The sequence below is a fragment of the Janthinobacterium sp. GW823-FHT06H09 genome, from assembly GCF_058794735.1.
The window spans coordinates 195,345-210,082 of sequence record NZ_JBXAHC010000005.1 but is presented as its reverse complement, the minus strand read 5'-3'; the positions used below and the strand labels follow the sequence as shown (position 1 = coordinate 210,082).

Sequence of the window (14,738 nt, the reverse complement as noted above, 5' to 3'; positions counted from 1 at the left end):
TATGAGAGCGCCGGCAAGCAAGCCAACCATCCTGGTGGTCGACGACACGCCAGACAATATCGATCTGCTGCGCGCGGTGCTGGAAGACGATTACCGCACCAAGATCGCCGTCAATGGCGAGCGCGCCCTGAAGATTGCCGCCGGCAGCGACCAGCCCGACCTGATCCTGCTCGACATCATGATGCCGGGCATGAGCGGTTACGATGTATGCCGCGCGCTGAAGGCCGATGCCGCCACGGCAGGCATCCCCGTGATTTTCGTGACCGCCATGAGCGAAGTGGCCGACGAGCAGCTGGGCCTGGCCCTGGGCGCCGTCGATTACATCACCAAGCCGATTTCGGCGCCCATCGTGCTGGCGCGCATCAAGACGCAGCTGGCGATGAAGCAGATGCAGGATTTCCTGCGCGACCAGAACCAGTACCTGGAAACGGAAGTGGAGCGCCGCGTGCAGGAAGTGGCGGCGCTGCAGGACGTCACCATCCACGCCATGGCCTCGCTGGCCGAGACGCGCGACAGCGAGACGGGCAACCATATCCGCCGCACCTCGCACTACCTGAAGGCGCTGGCCGAGAAGGTGCGCAACTTGCCGCGTTTCCGCGATTTTTTGACGGACAAGAATATCGAACTGCTGTTCAAGACGGCGCCGCTGCACGACATCGGCAAGGTGGGCATCCCCGACCATATCCTGCTCAAGCCGGGGCGTTTCGAGCCGCATGAAATGGCGATCATGAAGACGCACACCACCTTGGGACGCGACGCCATCCTGGCGGCCGAGCACGAACTGGGCATCGAAGTCGATTTCCTCAAGTATGCGAAAGAGATCGCCTACAGCCACCATGAAAAATGGGATGGCAGCGGCTACCCGCAAGGCTTGGCGGGCGAAGCCATCCCGATTTCGGCGCGCCTGATGGCGCTGGCCGACGTGTATGACGCTCTGATCAGCCGGCGCATCTACAAGCAGGGCATGGACCACGCGCAGGCCGTGCAGATCATCGTCGAGGGACGCGGTTCGCACTTCGACGCCGAGATCGTCGACGCCTTCCTGCAGATCCAGGACCAGTTCATCGCCATCTCCAACCGTTATGCCGACGGCGTATGCGAGATCGCCGACAAGCAGCGGCAGATCGCGCCCTACACCGAGAATATCAGCTGACGGTCTTGAAGAAGCGCAGCATTTCCCGGCTGGCGTCCGGCCCTTTGCCGTCCGTATAACTGCCGTTATCGCTGCCGCCGGACCACGCGTGGCCAGCGCCGTGGATGACCCAGTGTTCGCCCAGCGGCGAGCCGTCGGCCTGGCTGTGCGTGGTGCGCGTGTAGCGGTGGCCGTTCGGCACGCTGCCGTCGACGGATGCGGCCTTGGCCGCCTTGCCGCCCGCCTGGCTGCGCACGCCCTGCGCGATCAGTTCATCGCCATTGCGCGGGTTGACGGTGGTGTCGCGGTCGCCGTGGAAAACGATGATGGGCACGCCGCCGGCTGGCGCCTTGCGCTGGGCATTGGGCATGGCGCCGCCCTTCATGGCTGCCAGCGCCGACGGCAAGTCCTGCGCCGAGGCGAAGGGCAGGCCGGAATGCACGCCGACGGCGGCAAACAGGTCGGGGTACAGGGTGCCGACGATGACGGCCATGGCGCCGCCCGCCGACAGGCCGGCGACGAACACTTCACGCTCGTTGACCGGGTAGTCGTCGATGACTTGCTGGGCGATGCCGGCGATCAGCGACGGTTCGCCCTGGTCGCGCTGCTGGTCGATGGCGTTGAACCAGTTCCAGCAGCGCGAACTGTTGGCGCCCTGCGTCTGCGCCGGGTAGACGACAAAACACTCCTTTTCTTCGGCCAGCGCATTCATCTGCGTGCCGGCGGCGAAATCGTCGGGATTTTGCGTGCAGCCGTGCAGCATGACGATCAGCGGCATGGCCTGGCCGTGGTAGCTGCTGGGGATATACAGCTTGTACGAACGCGTACCCGCATGGTTGCGGTACACGCCATCGATGAACTGCGCGCCGGCGGGGATCTCCACCGGCGTGGCGGCCGGCGCGTTGAAGCCGGGCGGGTGGAAATTCGGCAGTTCGAAACTGGGCATGTCGAAGCTGTGCTGGCCCAGGCCGGCCGGCACGCCCAGGCGCGCCATGAAATCCTGCGCGAACTCCTGCGCCGCCTGCGCGGGCGTGGGCGGCACCGATGCCGCTTCCGGCGCGGCGTCAGCTTGCGGCTGCCCGGCCCGGGCCTGCGCTGGTGCAGGTGGCGGCGCAGGTGGCGGATTGATGTCACGCATCGGCTGCGGTGGCGGCGCTTGCGTGGCGGCCGCTTGCGGCGTCAGTCCGGCCGCAGACAGCGCCTGCTGGATCGCTTCGGTGGCGGCGGCGGGGCCGCTGCCCATCAGATTACGGGTCGCTGTGCGCATCTGCGCCAACATGTTGAGAGGTAGTTTCATGACCATCCTTAACGGTGCCGCGCATCGGCCGGGTCATCGCCGCGAACCAATACGCTAGTGAATTCGCCCTGCGAGCGCCGTCTTGACGACGGTGCTGGCGTGCAGGGCACCTAATACGAAAATCGACTCGATGGTGGCCAGTGCCAGTTCCACCGAAACGTCGCTGGCGATGCTGGCCAGTCCCAGCACCTGTATCTGCAGGCGCTGGCCGGCTGCCTGGATCGCTTCCAGGTCGGCGCGCGAGTAATGCTGCATGCCCAATACCAGGCTTTTACGGGCCACGGTTTGTTTCACCACGTCGGCGTGGATACCCAGCTGGTTGCGTATGGCCGTACGGATCAGATCCGTGCGGTTGGAATAAAATCCCTCCTGGACCAGCAGATCGATCTGCCCCAGGTCAATCAAACCGAGGTTGATCGTGATTTTCTCGGATTCCCCAATTTTGGGCTTGCTGTCTTGCTTGGCCATATCTCTCCATAAACTCCACGTGGCATCCATTTGCCATCTGCATGGATGGTAGTATAGTTCTGAAATGACTCAAGTCAAGCAGGATCCGGGCTGATCGTGTTGTAGGACGGGCACCCGCAGAGTGAGAATGTGTGAAAAATATATTTCCGGAACAGCGGTTGTTGAGCATTGTTTCGCTGGAAAATATATTCACGGAAACATTGCAGGGCGATGTCATCGCCTCGCCGGCGCCGTTTCGCGGCATAATGAAAGTCTTCACGTTTACCGATGCCGCTCCATGATGGTCGCTCCCCCACCTCCGCCAGCCGTTCCGCTTTCTTTGCCGTCGCCGGTGCCGTCGCCCTGCGTCAGCCTGTGCAAGATGAACCGCAACAGCGGCTTGTGCGAAGGCTGCCTGCGCACGCTCGACGAAATCATCGCCTGGAGCAAGGCCGACGATGACTTCAAGCGCGCCGTGTGGGCCGAATTGCCGGGCCGCGAATCTTTGCTCGATTTCGAGCCCGACTACTGAGGAAGCCATGCCGCGATCGCCAGCGCTGTTCCCCGATGCCATGCAGGTGTTCGAACGCGGCTGGCTGTCGTCGAACAACATCCTGTTCCAGGGGAAGGATGACACGGCCCTGATCGACAGCGGCTATGTCACGCATGCGCCGCAAACCCTGGCCCTGCTGCGCCACAGCCTGGCCGGCCGGCCGCTGGACCGCCTGTTCAACACCCACCTGCACTCCGACCATTGCGGCGGCAACGCGCTGCTGCAAGCCGCATACGGCTGCCATACGGCCATTCCCGTGGCGGAAGCGGACAAGGTGCGCGCGTGGGATGTCGATGCCCTCAGTTTCCAGGCCACGGGCCAGCAATGCCCGCGCTTCCGCTTTGACGCCACCGTCTCGCCCGGCGACACCTTGACTTTGGCCGGCATGGCCTGGCAGGCGCTGGGCGCGCCGGGCCACGACCCGCACTCGCTGATTTTTTACTGCGCCGGCGAGGGCATCCTGATTTCCGCCGACGCCCTGTGGGAAAACGGCTTTGGCGTGATCTTTCCCGAACTCGATGGCGGCTCCGGCTTTCCTGAAGCGCGCGCCACCTTGGACCTGATCGCCAGCCTGGACGTGCGCGTCGTCATTCCCGGGCATGGCCGGTCATTTACGGATGCCGCCGGCGCCCTGCAGCGTGCGTATTCGCGCCTCGATTACCTGGCGTCCGACCCCGTGCGCAATGCGCAGAATGCGGTGAAAGTGCTGCTGAAATTTTTGCTGCTCGAGCGCCAGCGCATCGCCCTGACCGGGATACCGGCCCTGCTGCGCGGCATGCCCGTCTTCGAAGAGGCCAACCGGCGCTTCCTGCGCCAGGAGGCGGCCGCGCTGGCCGAGTGGGCCGTGTCGCAACTATGCAGGGCAGCAGCGGCGCGGGTCGAGGGTGAGTACTTGCTCAACGAAGGTTGAACCGGCCTTGCGATAAATTCAGCACGATCGTACTTTTTCTGCACTATAATCAACGTTCAGTGTGTCTTTCACGTCCGATCAACTTTCCAGCGAGTCCGCCATGGCATTGCCTGTTGCGTTGCAAAACCTCTCCTTACCCGTTATCGCCTCGCCGATGTTTATCGCCAGCGGCCCGGCCCTCGTCGCGGCGCAGTGCAAGGCCGGCATCGTCGGTTCCTTCCCTGCCCTGAACGCGCGTCCCGCCGAATTGCTCGACACGTGGCTGACCGACCTGCAGGCCGAGCTGGCCGCCTTCCAGGCCGCCCATCCCGATAAAAAAGTCGGGCCGATCGCCGTCAACCAGATCGTGCACCAGTCGAACGACCGCCTCGCGCACGACGTGGAAGTGTGCGTGAAACACCGGGTCCCCATCATCATTTCCTCGCTGCGCGCGCCGCCCAAGGAAATGCTCGACGCCATCCACAGCTATGGCGGCATCGTGCTGCATGACGTGATTTCGATCCGCCACGCGAAAAAGGCGCTGGAAGCGGGCGTCGATGGCTTGATCCTGGTGGCCAGCGGCGCCGGCGGCCACGCGGGCACCCTGTCGCCGTTCGCGCTGGTGGGCGAAGTGCGCAAATTCTTCGACGGCCCGCTGGCGCTGTCGGGCTCCATCGCCACGGGCGACGCCGTGCTGGCCGCGCAAGCGATGGGCGCCGACTTTGCCTACATCGGCTCGCGCTGGCTGGCGACCAAGGAATCGAACGTCAGCGACGGCTACCGCGAGGCCATCGTGGAGTCTGCGGCGGCCGACATCGTCTACACGAACCTGTTTACGGGCGTGCACGGCAATTACCTGAAAAAATCGATCGAAGCGGCCGGGCTCGATCCGGAAGCCTTGCCCGAAGCGGACAAGAGCGCGATGAATTTCGGCTCCGGCAGCGCCAAGGCCTGGCGCGACATCTGGGGCGCGGGCCAGGGCGTGGGCTTGATGGATGACGTGCCGAGCGTGGCAGAGATGGTGGCGCGCCTGAAGGCCGAATACGATGCGGCGCGCGCGCGGTTGAAGCTGTAACGCTGGTGGGTTTGTCGGATTACGCGCGGTGCGCTAATCCGACCTACGCCACCGGGCACTGGTAGGTCGGATTAGGCCAAAGGCCGTAATCCGACAACACCACAATCACTCCTGCTTCAAATCCTCAGGCTTGATGGCCCACAAACCCGGCAGGTTGCGCCAGTAGCCGTACGCATCCATGCCGAAGCCGACGACGAAGCGGTTCGGGATCACCAGGCCGACGATGTCGGCTTGTACGGGCTTTTTCTTGCCGATGGCCTTGTCGGCGAACACGGCCAAGATGACTTCCGAGGCGCCCATGTCCAGCAAGCGCTGCTTGACGTGCGCCAGGGTTTCGCCTTCGTCGAGAATATCGTCGAGCACGATGACGGTGCGGCCCGCCACGTTCGAGCGGGGGATGACTTTCCACACCACTTCGCCACCCTTGTCGTCGTCGCCGTAGCGGCTGACGTGGATGTAGTCGAATTCGAGCGGGAAGCTCAGTTGCGGCAGCAGGCTGCCCGTAAACACGACGGCGCCGCCCATCACGCCCAGCACCAGCGGGAACTCTTTCGAATCCTCGGCGTTGAAGCGCGTGTTGAGCACATCGGCCATGCGCGTGATCGACGCCTGCACGGTATCTTGGTCGAACAGCAGTTCCGCGTTCTTGATCAGGTCACGGGCACGGTTGTGATGAAATTCTTGCATGGACTCTTGCATGGCGATGAAAGGGGCTGATGGTCAATGCCGGTATTATCCCGCAAATCGGCCTTATTTGTAATCGCGCATGTCGTCGATGATTTTCCCATCCTGGGCCAGACTGCCCACCGCCACCAGCACCACGTCGCCGCGCAACTTGGTCAGTTCGCGGATCGAACCGATGATGGCTTCCACGCCGCTGGCGTCATGCGGATCGTCGACTTCGCAATGCAAGGCCATCTCGTCGTTGGCCATGCGCCCCGACACCACCAGCCGCGCCTTCCTGATTTGCGGGTGGCGGCGCGCGATTTCATGCACCTGCGAGGGATGCACGAACATGGCGCGCACCTTGGTGGTTTGATCGGCGCGCCCCATCCAGCCCTTGATGCGCGTATTCGTGCGCCCGCACGGCGACTGCGGCGCGTCCATCAGCACGGCCGACAGATCGCCGGTGGCAAAGCGGATCAGCGGGTAGTCGGCATTGAAGACGGTGACGACGACTTCGCCCACCTCGCCCGGCGCGACGGGAATGCCGCTGCCCGGATGGACGATCTCGAGCAGCACGTTTTCGTCGACGACCATGCCGGGATTGAGCTTGCCATTGCTGGCCGTTTCATAGGCGATGCTGCCGATATCGGCCGAGGCATAGGTCTGGAACACGTGCGGCACGCCGTTCTCGGCAAACCAGCTGCGCAAGGATTCGGGCAGCGCTTCCGCGCCCATCACGGCCTTGGTGACGCTGCTGATGTCGGCGCCCATTTCGCGCGCTTTTTCGATAATCAGTTTCAGGAACGACGGCGTGCCGATATACGTGTCCGGCTTCAGGTCGGCCATCGCCTGCACCTGCATTTCCGTCTGGCCGATGCCGGCCGGGATGACGGTGCAGCCGATGCGCGCGGCACCTCCTTCGACCATGAAGGCGGCCGGCGTGAAGTGATACGAAAAACAGTTCTGCAGCAGGCCGCCGGCGCGCACGCCGGCCGCATACATGGGGCGCGCAAAGCGCCACCAGTCGGGGCCGCGGCCTTCCGGATCGAAGATGGGACCGGGCGAGACGAACACGCGCGACAGGGCGTTTTTCGGTGTCGTGTTCAAGCCGCCGAACGGCAGCTGCGCGTGCTGCAATTGCTTGAGGTCGGACTTGCGCGTCACGGGCAGCTGCGCCAGCGCGGCGCGGCTGGTGATGCCGGCCGCATCGACGCCGTCGAGGATGCGGGCCCAGCCCGGCGCCTGTTGCGCGCGCGCGATCAGCTGCGGCAGGCCGGCCATCAATTCGCGTTCGCGCGCTTCGGGGGCGCGTGCTTCCAGACTGTCGAGCGTATCGGTCATGTCAGTCATTCTCCAATTGTCATTGCATGTTGATTCGCACGCCTGGCCATCAGGACCGCCGGGCGCGTTGCAGCCAAGGTTTTTGATGGATCACGCCAGCCAGCGCTTGCGGCGGCGGTAGAACTTCATGTCGCGGAAGCTCTTGCGCCCGGCGCTGGACACGCCCAGGTAAAACTCTTTGACGTCTTCGTTGCTGGCCAGTTCCTGCGCTTGCCCTTCCATCACGACGCGGCCGTTTTCCAGGATGTAGCCGAAGTCCGCGTAGCGCAGCGCCACGTTGGTGTTCTGCTCGGCCAGCAGGAAAGATACGTTTTCCTTGTGATTCAAATCCTTGACGATGCCGAAGATCTCTTCGACGATCTGCGGCGCGATGCCCATCGAGGGCTCGTCCAGTAAGATCATCGACGGCTTGGCCATCAGCGCGCGGCCGATGGCGCACATCTGCTGTTCGCCGCCCGAGGTATAGCCGGCCTGGCTGCTGCGCCGCGTTTTCAGGCGCGGAAAGTAGTGGTAGACCTTGTCCAGCGCCTCTTTCAGCTCGCCGCGCGACAGGCTGCGCGTGTAGGCGCCCGTTAGCAGGTTTTCCTCGATGGTGAGGTGGCCGAAACAGTGGCGGCCCTCCATCACTTGCGACAGGCCCCGCTTGACCAGCTCATTCGGCGTCAATTGATCCACGCGCTCGCCCTTGAACTGGACTTCGCCCTTGGTGACGTCGCCGCGTTCGCCGCGCAGCAGGGTCGAGATGGTTTTCAGGGTGGTCGACTTGCCGGCGCCGTTGGCGCCCAGCAGCGCCACGATCTTGCCTTGCGGGACTTGCAGCGACACGCCCTTCAGGACCAGGATCACGTGGTCGTAGATGACTTCGATATTGTTGACCGACAGGTAGGGCGGCGGCGCGGTGTCTGGTGTTTGCGTGGCAGTGGGTGTCATGGCTGCTTCGTTTTCATATGTGTTGGCGATGCTGTCGGATTACGCTACGCTAATCCGACCTACGTGAATGCGGTGTTGGTCGGCGTAGGTCGGGTTAGCGCGTAGCGCGTAACCCGACGCCACGTCGAGAGCCGCTTACTTCATGCACGCCGGCGTGATCTTTTTCTCTTCGGCGTACTTGCCCGACGATTCCTCGACCAGCTTGCGTACCAGGGCCTTGTCGCCGACGATCCATTTCGGCGTGATGGCGGTCCACTTCTTGCCATCCCACTGCTGCACCTTCACGGCGCCCGAGCCTTCATGGTCGTCGCAGCTGGTTTTCACGGTGGGGAACATGCCCAGCGCGCCCACGGCCTTCTGCCGCGCATCGTCGACGTTCAGGTTTTCCAGGCCCCAGCGCATCTGTTCGCCCGTGATCGGCTTGCCCTTGCCGAATTTTTCCTGCGCCGTGCGGATCGCTTCGACCCACAGGATGCCGGCCGTCACGCCGCGCATGTGGTAGACGGAGCCGATGCGCGACTGGTCGGACAGGTTGCCCTTGCCGGTGGCGTAGAGTTTTTTGCGGATGTCGTCGAGCACGGGATAGTTGCCCGGCGTATTGAACGTCATCGCCGTGTAGCCCTTGGCCGCGTCGCCCGATGGAATCGTGTCTTCCTCGGAGCCGGCCCACCAGACGCCCAGCATTTTGTCGCGCGGGAAGCCGTTGCGCTGCGCCGTCTTGATGGCAACGGAGTTCATCACGCCCCAGCCCCACAGGATCACGTGATCCGGCTTGGCCTGGCGGATTTGCAGCCATTGCGATTGCTGTTCGCTGCCGGGCGGCGCGACGGGAATTTTGATCAGCTCGAAGCCGTACTGTTTCGACAGCGCTTCCAGCACGGGCAGCGGCTCCTTGCCGAAGGCCGAATCGTGGTACAGGTGGACGATTTTTTTCCCTTTCAGCTTGTCCATGCCGCCATCCTTGTCGCCCAAATACTTGATCATGGCGGCGGCCTGGCTCCAGTAGCTGGAGATCAGCGGATATACATACGGGAAGACCTTGCCGTTGGCGGCGTCCGAGCGGCCGTAGCCGATCATCGTCATGGGAATCTTGTCCTGCGCCACGCGGTCGAGAATGCCGTAGGCGACGCCCGTGGACAGGGTTTCGACCAGGGTGGCGCCGCCCTGCTTGGTTTTCAGGCGTTCATAGCATTCGACGCCGCGCGACGGGTTGTATTCGGTTTCGCATTCTTCCCAGCTGATTTTCACGCCATTGACGCCGCCGGCCTGGTTGACCAGGTTGAAGTAATCGATGATGCCGCCGTAGAAACCGGAGCCGCCGGCCGCGTACGGTCCCACGCGGTACGAGGGCAGGGCGATGTACTGTTCCTTGTCCTGCGCCTGCGCGCTGCCGGCCATGGTGAGTGCGGCACTGGCGATGGCGGCGGCCAGCATGAGCGATTTGATGTGTTTCATTGTGTGTCTCCTCTTGTTTTATTTGGTATTCAAGTGAACCGACATCGACTGCAAAAACTTAATGGGGGAAGGGCCAGAGTCGCAACTTTTCCTTGGCGATCTGCCACAGCCTGGCCAGGCCGTGCGGCTCGACGATCAGGAAGAAGATGATCAGCGCGCCGAACACCATCAGTTCCAGGTTCGAGGCCACGCTGGTCGGCAATGCCAGGCCATGCGCTATGGTGTTCAGGAAGACGGGCAGCAGCACGATGAAGGCCGCGCCCAGGAAGGAGCCGAGAATCGAGCCGACGCCGCCGATGATGATCATGAACAGGATGCGGAAGGACAGGTCCAGGTTGTACGCTTCCGGCTCCACCGTGCCCAGGTAGGCGTACGCATACAGGGCGCCGGCCACGCCGCAATAGAACGAGCTGACGGCAAACGCCAGCAGCTTGGTGCGCATCAATCTGAAACCGATCACCTCGGCCGCCATGTCCATGTCGCGCACGGCCATCCACGAGCGGCCCACGTTCGAGCGGATCATGTTCTTGGCCAGCAGCGCCATGCCGGCCACGATGGCCAGCACCAGCAGGTATTTGCTTTGCGGCGTGTCGAACTGGTAGCCGAGGATGGTCATCTTCTGCACCGTGATCACGCCCGAGGAACTGTAGTTGGTCAGATACGGGATCTTGGTCAGGCACCAGACAACGAAGAACTGCGTCGCCAGGGTGGAGGCGGCCAGGTAAAAGCCGCGGATGCGCAGGGAGGGCAGGCCGAAGGCGATGCCCACCATGGCCGCGCACAGGCCGCCCAGGATGAACGACACCAGCAGCGGCAGGCCGGGCAGGCGCGCCATGAAGTTATACGAGGCAAACGCGCCCACGGCCATGAAGGCGGCCGTGCCCAGCGACAGCTGGCCCGCGTAACCGGTCAGGATGTTCAGGCCCAGCGCCGCCAGGGCGAAGATCAGGAACGGGATCAGGATCGCCGACAGCATGTAGGGCGAAGCGAAATACGGCAGGAGGAAGACGGCGACGAGCAGCGTGGCCGTCAGTGCCAGGCGGTCTTGCCGGATCGGGAAAATCTGGTTGTCAGCCTGGTAGCTGGTCTTGAATTGTCCTGCTTCACGGTAAATCATGGCGTGTCCTTTGCTCACTGTTGGGGTGTTTGTCGGATTACGCCTTCGGCTAATCCGACCTACGATGCTCTTGGGGCCTTATATTCGACGGATGATCTTCTCGCCGAACAGGCCTTCCGGGCGCACGAGCAGGAACAGCAGGGCCAGCACATACGGGAACCAGCCTTCGATGCCGCCGCCCACCATGGGGCCGAGGTAGACTTCGGCCAGCTTTTCCGAGGCGCCGATGATCAGGCCGCCGACGATGGCGCCTGGCACCGACGTAAAGCCGCCGAGGATCAGCACGGGCAGCGCTTTCAGGGCGATGAAGGTGAGGGCGAACTGCACTCCGTTGCGCGCGCCCCACAGCAAACCGGCCACCATCGCCACCAGGCCCGCCACGCCCCACACCACGGCCCAGATGCGCTGCAGCGGAATGCCCACGGCCAGCGCCGCCTGGTGATCGTCGGCGACGGCGCGCAGGGCCCGGCCCACCTTGGTTTTCGAGAACAGCAGGGCCAGGCAAATCACCAGCAGCGCGCAGATGCCGGCCGCCACCACGTCGAACTGCGAAACGATGATGTTGAAATGGTCCATCAGGAAGGGCATCGGCACGTCTTCGATGGGCAGGTCCAGCTTGTGCACCTGCGAGCCCCACATCAGCTGCGCCAGGCCTTCGATGAAAAAAGTCAGGCCGATGGTGGCCATGAAGAGCGTGATTTCCGGCTGGTTGACGAGCGGCCGCAAGACCACCCTTTCAATCGCCATGCCCAGCACGATCATGGTGAGCATCGTCAGCGGGATGGCCAGCCACAAGGACAGGCCGAACTTGTCCATGATGCCGACGCAGGTGAGGGCGGCGAAGAACACCATCGCGCCCTGCGCGAAGTTGAACACGCCCGAGGCCTTGTAGATCAGAACGAAGCCGATCGCCACCAGCGCATACATGACGCCCGACAGCAGGCCGCCGATCAGCACTTCAAAGAAAAAATTGATATTCATTGCTATTCCTTGTCTAGTGCGCCACGCCGAGATAGGCATTGATCACGTCCTGGTTGCTGCGCACCTCGTCGGGCGTGCCGTCGCCGATCTTCTTGCCGTAATCGAGCACCACCACGCGGTCGGAGATATCCATCACCACGCCCATGTCGTGCTCGATCAGCACGATGGTCGTGCCCAGCTGGTCGTTGACGTCGAGGATGAAGCGGCACATGTCCTGCTTTTCTTCCACGTTCATGCCGGCCATCGGTTCATCGAGCAGCAAAATTTCCGGTTCGGCCACGAGGGCGCGGCCCAGTTCCACGCGCTTTTGCAAGCCGTAGGGCAGGCGCCCCACGGGCGTCTTGCGGATGGCCTGGATTTCCAGGAAGTCGATGATCTCCTCGGCCTTCTTGCGGTGCTCGATTTCCTCGCGCCGCGCGGGTCCCCAGTACAGGGCCTGCAGCAGGAAATTCGACTTCATTTTGAGGTTGCGCCCCGTCATGATGTTGTCCAGCACCGTCATGCCCTTGAACAGGGCGATGTTCTGGAAGGTGCGCGCGATGCCGGACTTGGCGGCCGCGTAGCAATCCATGCCGCGCCGGTGCTCGCCGCGGTAGATGATCTCGCCCTGCTGCGGGCGGTACACGCCATTGATCACGTTCAGCATCGAGCTTTTGCCCGCGCCGTTCGGACCGATGATGGCGCGGATTTCATGCTGCTTCACGTCGAACGAGATGTCGGTCAGCGCTTTCACGCCGCCGAACGACAGCGAGATGTTCTTCAGGTCGAGGATCACGGGACCCGTCTTGCGGGCCGTGCCGAAATGGGCGTCGGGTTCGTTCATTTGCATCGTGCTGTGCTCCATCATGCGGCCAGGCCCTGGGGCCGGTACGTTTTGCTGTCCCAGATCTGCAGGTTGGCGCTAGTGGAACCGGTGCGGCCATCCTCGAATTTCACCTGGGTCTCGATGTATTGCGTTGCCTTGCCCTCGTACAGGGCGGAAATGAGCACCGCGTATTTTTCGGCGATGAATTTGCGGCGCACCTTGCGCGTGCGCGTCAGCTCGTCGTCGTCCGGATCGAGTTCCTTGTGCAGCACCAGGAAGCGGTGCACCTGCGTGCGGTCCATCAGCGGGTCGGCCGCCAGTTCCGCGTTGACTTGCTCGATGCAGTCGCGGATCAGGCCATAGGTCTCGGCGCGCGCCGCCAGGTCCGTGTAGCCGGAATAGGCGATGCCGCGCCGCTCGGACCAGTTGCCCACCGCTTCGATGTCGATGTTGATGAAGGCGCACACCTGGTCGCGCGCATGGCCGAAAGCCACCACTTCCTTGATGAAGGGGAAGAACTTGAGCTTGTTCTCGATGTAGTTGGGGGCGAACATGGCGCCGCAATTCATCTTGCCCACGTCGGCCGCGCGGTCGATGATTTTCAGATGGCCTTCGCTGTCGAACACGCCCGCGTCGCCCGTATGGAAGTAGCCGTCGTTGTCGATCACTTCGGCCGTGGCGTCGGGGCGCTTGAAGTAGCCGCTCATGGTGGCGGGCGACTTGACCAGCACTTCGCCATTGGCCGCCAGCCTGACTTCCACGCCTGGCGCCGGCAGTCCGACGCTGTCGAACTTGATATTGCCGTCCGGCTGCAAACAGACGTAGGCGCAGGTTTCGGTCGAGCCGTACAGCTGCTTGAGGTTGACGCCGATCGAGCGGTAGAAGCGGAACAGGTCGGGCCCGATGGCGGCGCCGGCCGTGTAGGCGACGCGCACGCGCGACAGTCCCAGCACGTTTTTCAGGGGGCCGTAGACGAGCAGCTCGCCCAGCTTGTAGCCGAGACGGTCCGTCAGCGAGACTGGTTTACCGTCCAAAATCTGCGCGCCGCAGCGCTTGGCCACGTCCATGAAATGGCTGAACATGCGGCGCTTGATGCTGCTCGCGTCTTCCATGCGTATCATCACGCTGGTGAGCATGTTCTCGAACACGCGCGGCGGCGCAAAGTAGCAGGTGGGGCCGATTTCGCGCATGTCGATCATCACCGTGTCGCCCGACTCCGGACAGTTGACGGTAAAGCCGGCCACCATGGCCTGCGCCAGCGAGAACAGGCAGTCGCCCACCCACGCCATGGGCAGGTAGGACAGGATGTCTTCATTGTCGGTGAGCTGGTCGAAGGCGACGCCGCCTTCGCCGGCTGCCAGCAGCGCCGTATGGCTCTGGCACACGCCCTTTGGCTTGCCCGTGGTGCCCGAGGTGTACAAGATCACGGCTGAGTCGCTGCCCTGGCCCGCTGCCACGGCGGCGTCGAAGAAGCCGGGATGCTCGCGGTCGTAGGCCCGGCCCAGCACCTGCAGGGCGGCAAAGGACGTCAGCTCCGGCTGGCGGTAATGGCGCATGCCCCGTTCATCGTCATAGGCGATGTGGGCGACATGCGGATACAGGGCCTTGAGCTCGAGCAGCTTGTCGACCTGTTCCTGGTCTTCGACGATGGCGTAGCGGATTTCCGCATCCTGCAGCACGTAGGCCATGTCGGCGGCCGGCGCGTCCTGGTACAGCGGCACGGGCACGCCGCCCAGGCTTTGCGCGGCCAGCATGGCCCAGTACAGGCGGGGACGGTTGTCGCCGATGATGGCCAGGTTCATGCCGCGCTGGAAGCCGATGGCGGCCAGGCCGCAGGCCAGCGCGCGCACCTCCTCGTTGACCTCGGCCCAGGTCCAGGTCTGCCAGATGCCCAGGTATTTTTCGCGAAAGGCGGGCTTGTCGGATCGTACTGTCCCGTGTTGCAATAAGCGCCGCGGAAAAGTCGGCATTGCTGCTGTGGTATGCATTTGCACCAGTGTCTCCCTGTTGCTTGTCTCAGGCTCCACCTCGTTGGATGGCGCTCTGTGTT

The 14,738-nt window shown here is 63.2% G+C and carries 15 protein-coding genes; 5 read left to right on the top strand and 10 right to left on the bottom strand.

Going from position 1 to position 14,738, the window contains the following annotated elements; genetic code table 11:
• Nucleotide 1: 1 nt before the first annotated feature.
• Entirely contained in the window at nt 2-1,153 is a 1,152-nt protein-coding gene (locus tag AC1Q6X_RS10105) for a response regulator (RefSeq protein WP_070218963.1), read from the top strand.
• Here the strand turns inward: AC1Q6X_RS10105 and AC1Q6X_RS10100 are convergent.
• Together AC1Q6X_RS10100 and AC1Q6X_RS10095 are read right to left on the bottom strand one after the other, a co-directional pair.
• A complete protein-coding gene (locus AC1Q6X_RS10100; protein WP_230504291.1) occupies nt 1,146-2,429 on the bottom strand; it encodes an extracellular catalytic domain type 1 short-chain-length polyhydroxyalkanoate depolymerase in 1,284 nt (427 codons plus the stop codon). The genes AC1Q6X_RS10105 and AC1Q6X_RS10100 overlap by 8 nt on opposite strands.
• Before the next feature lie 54 nt (nt 2,430-2,483).
• Nucleotides 2,484-2,897 carry a CopG family transcriptional regulator gene (locus AC1Q6X_RS10095; protein ID WP_034783786.1) on the bottom strand — a complete coding sequence of 138 codons (414 nt, stop codon included), beginning with the start codon at nt 2,895-2,897 and terminating at the stop codon, nt 2,484-2,486.
• A 131-nt stretch (nt 2,898-3,028) separates the two neighbouring features.
• Between AC1Q6X_RS10095 and AC1Q6X_RS10090 the strand changes: the two genes are divergently transcribed.
• From AC1Q6X_RS10090 to AC1Q6X_RS10075, 4 genes are all read left to right on the top strand, one after another.
• Complete coding sequence (locus tag AC1Q6X_RS10090) at nt 3,029-3,178, top strand: hypothetical protein (protein ID WP_175445182.1); 150 nt, start codon at nt 3,029-3,031, stop codon at nt 3,176-3,178.
• Nucleotides 3,175-3,408, top strand: coding sequence for a DUF1289 domain-containing protein (locus tag AC1Q6X_RS10085; RefSeq protein ID WP_368858614.1), 234 nt, complete (start codon nt 3,175-3,177; stop codon nt 3,406-3,408). Before AC1Q6X_RS10090 ends, AC1Q6X_RS10085 begins: the two co-directional genes overlap by 4 nt.
• Before the next feature lie 7 nt (nt 3,409-3,415).
• Nucleotides 3,416-4,339 (top strand): MBL fold metallo-hydrolase, encoded by a 924-nt coding sequence (locus AC1Q6X_RS10080; protein ID WP_492496735.1) that lies wholly within the window; start codon nt 3,416-3,418, stop codon nt 4,337-4,339.
• Nucleotides 4,340-4,439: 100 nt separating this feature from the next.
• The gene (locus AC1Q6X_RS10075) at nt 4,440-5,393 is read left to right on the top strand and encodes an NAD(P)H-dependent flavin oxidoreductase (protein ID WP_230504282.1); all 954 of its coding nucleotides are present in this window, start codon (nt 4,440-4,442) and stop codon (nt 5,391-5,393) included.
• A 105-nt stretch (nt 5,394-5,498) separates the two neighbouring features.
• On the opposite strand, the gene AC1Q6X_RS10070 is transcribed toward AC1Q6X_RS10075, so the two are convergent.
• From AC1Q6X_RS10070 to AC1Q6X_RS10035, 8 genes are all read right to left on the bottom strand, one after another.
• On the bottom strand, nt 5,499-6,080 hold the full coding sequence (locus tag AC1Q6X_RS10070) for a hypoxanthine-guanine phosphoribosyltransferase (protein WP_070218966.1): 582 nt from the start codon (nt 6,078-6,080) through the stop codon (nt 5,499-5,501).
• 63 nt (nt 6,081-6,143) lie between these two features.
• Nucleotides 6,144-7,400, bottom strand: a complete 1,257-nt coding sequence (locus AC1Q6X_RS10065) for a phenylacetate--CoA ligase family protein (RefSeq protein ID WP_099408130.1) — start codon at nt 7,398-7,400, stop codon at nt 6,144-6,146.
• A gap of 90 nt (nt 7,401-7,490) precedes the next feature.
• On the bottom strand, nt 7,491-8,330 hold the full coding sequence (locus AC1Q6X_RS10060) for an ABC transporter ATP-binding protein (RefSeq protein WP_492496732.1): 840 nt from the start codon (nt 8,328-8,330) through the stop codon (nt 7,491-7,493).
• Between the two features lie 135 nt (nt 8,331-8,465).
• Nucleotides 8,466-9,785, bottom strand: coding sequence for an ABC transporter substrate-binding protein (locus tag AC1Q6X_RS10055; RefSeq protein ID WP_070218969.1), 1,320 nt, complete (start codon nt 9,783-9,785; stop codon nt 8,466-8,468).
• A 58-nt stretch (nt 9,786-9,843) separates the two neighbouring features.
• Nucleotides 9,844-10,902, bottom strand: coding sequence for a branched-chain amino acid ABC transporter permease (locus AC1Q6X_RS10050; protein ID WP_034752817.1), 1,059 nt, complete (start codon nt 10,900-10,902; stop codon nt 9,844-9,846).
• Between the two features lie 78 nt (nt 10,903-10,980).
• Nucleotides 10,981-11,877, bottom strand: coding sequence for a branched-chain amino acid ABC transporter permease (locus AC1Q6X_RS10045; protein ID WP_175444778.1), 897 nt, complete (start codon nt 11,875-11,877; stop codon nt 10,981-10,983).
• A 19-nt stretch (nt 11,878-11,896) separates the two neighbouring features.
• On the bottom strand, nt 11,897-12,712 hold the full coding sequence (locus AC1Q6X_RS10040) for an ABC transporter ATP-binding protein (protein WP_029496076.1): 816 nt from the start codon (nt 12,710-12,712) through the stop codon (nt 11,897-11,899).
• A 14-nt stretch (nt 12,713-12,726) separates the two neighbouring features.
• Nucleotides 12,727-14,658 (bottom strand): AMP-binding protein, encoded by a 1,932-nt coding sequence (locus AC1Q6X_RS10035; protein ID WP_492496729.1) that lies wholly within the window; start codon nt 14,656-14,658, stop codon nt 12,727-12,729.
• Nucleotides 14,659-14,738 lie beyond the last annotated feature (80 nt).

Coding starts and splice junctions, on each gene's coding strand:
- AC1Q6X_RS10060 (WP_492496732.1), bottom strand. CDS start 8,330: ATGACACCCACTGCCACGCAAACACCAGACACCGCGCCGCCGCCCTAC.
- AC1Q6X_RS10070 (WP_070218966.1), bottom strand. CDS start 6,080: ATGCAAGAATTTCATCACAACCGTGCCCGTGACCTGATCAAGAACGCG.
- AC1Q6X_RS10040 (WP_029496076.1), bottom strand. CDS start 12,712: ATGCAAATGAACGAACCCGACGCCCATTTCGGCACGGCCCGCAAGACG.
- AC1Q6X_RS10105 (WP_070218963.1), top strand. CDS start 2: ATGAGAGCGCCGGCAAGCAAGCCAACCATCCTGGTGGTCGACGACACG.
- AC1Q6X_RS10100 (WP_230504291.1), bottom strand. CDS start 2,429: ATGAAACTACCTCTCAACATGTTGGCGCAGATGCGCACAGCGACCCGT.
- AC1Q6X_RS10055 (WP_070218969.1), bottom strand. CDS start 9,785: ATGAAACACATCAAATCGCTCATGCTGGCCGCCGCCATCGCCAGTGCC.
- AC1Q6X_RS10035 (WP_492496729.1), bottom strand. CDS start 14,658: ATGCCGACTTTTCCGCGGCGCTTATTGCAACACGGGACAGTACGATCC.
- AC1Q6X_RS10080 (WP_492496735.1), top strand. CDS start 3,416: ATGCCGCGATCGCCAGCGCTGTTCCCCGATGCCATGCAGGTGTTCGAA.
- AC1Q6X_RS10075 (WP_230504282.1), top strand. CDS start 4,440: ATGGCATTGCCTGTTGCGTTGCAAAACCTCTCCTTACCCGTTATCGCC.
- AC1Q6X_RS10095 (WP_034783786.1), bottom strand. CDS start 2,897: ATGGCCAAGCAAGACAGCAAGCCCAAAATTGGGGAATCCGAGAAAATC.
- AC1Q6X_RS10085 (WP_368858614.1), top strand. CDS start 3,175: ATGATGGTCGCTCCCCCACCTCCGCCAGCCGTTCCGCTTTCTTTGCCG.
- AC1Q6X_RS10065 (WP_099408130.1), bottom strand. CDS start 7,400: ATGACCGATACGCTCGACAGTCTGGAAGCACGCGCCCCCGAAGCGCGC.
- AC1Q6X_RS10050 (WP_034752817.1), bottom strand. CDS start 10,902: ATGATTTACCGTGAAGCAGGACAATTCAAGACCAGCTACCAGGCTGAC.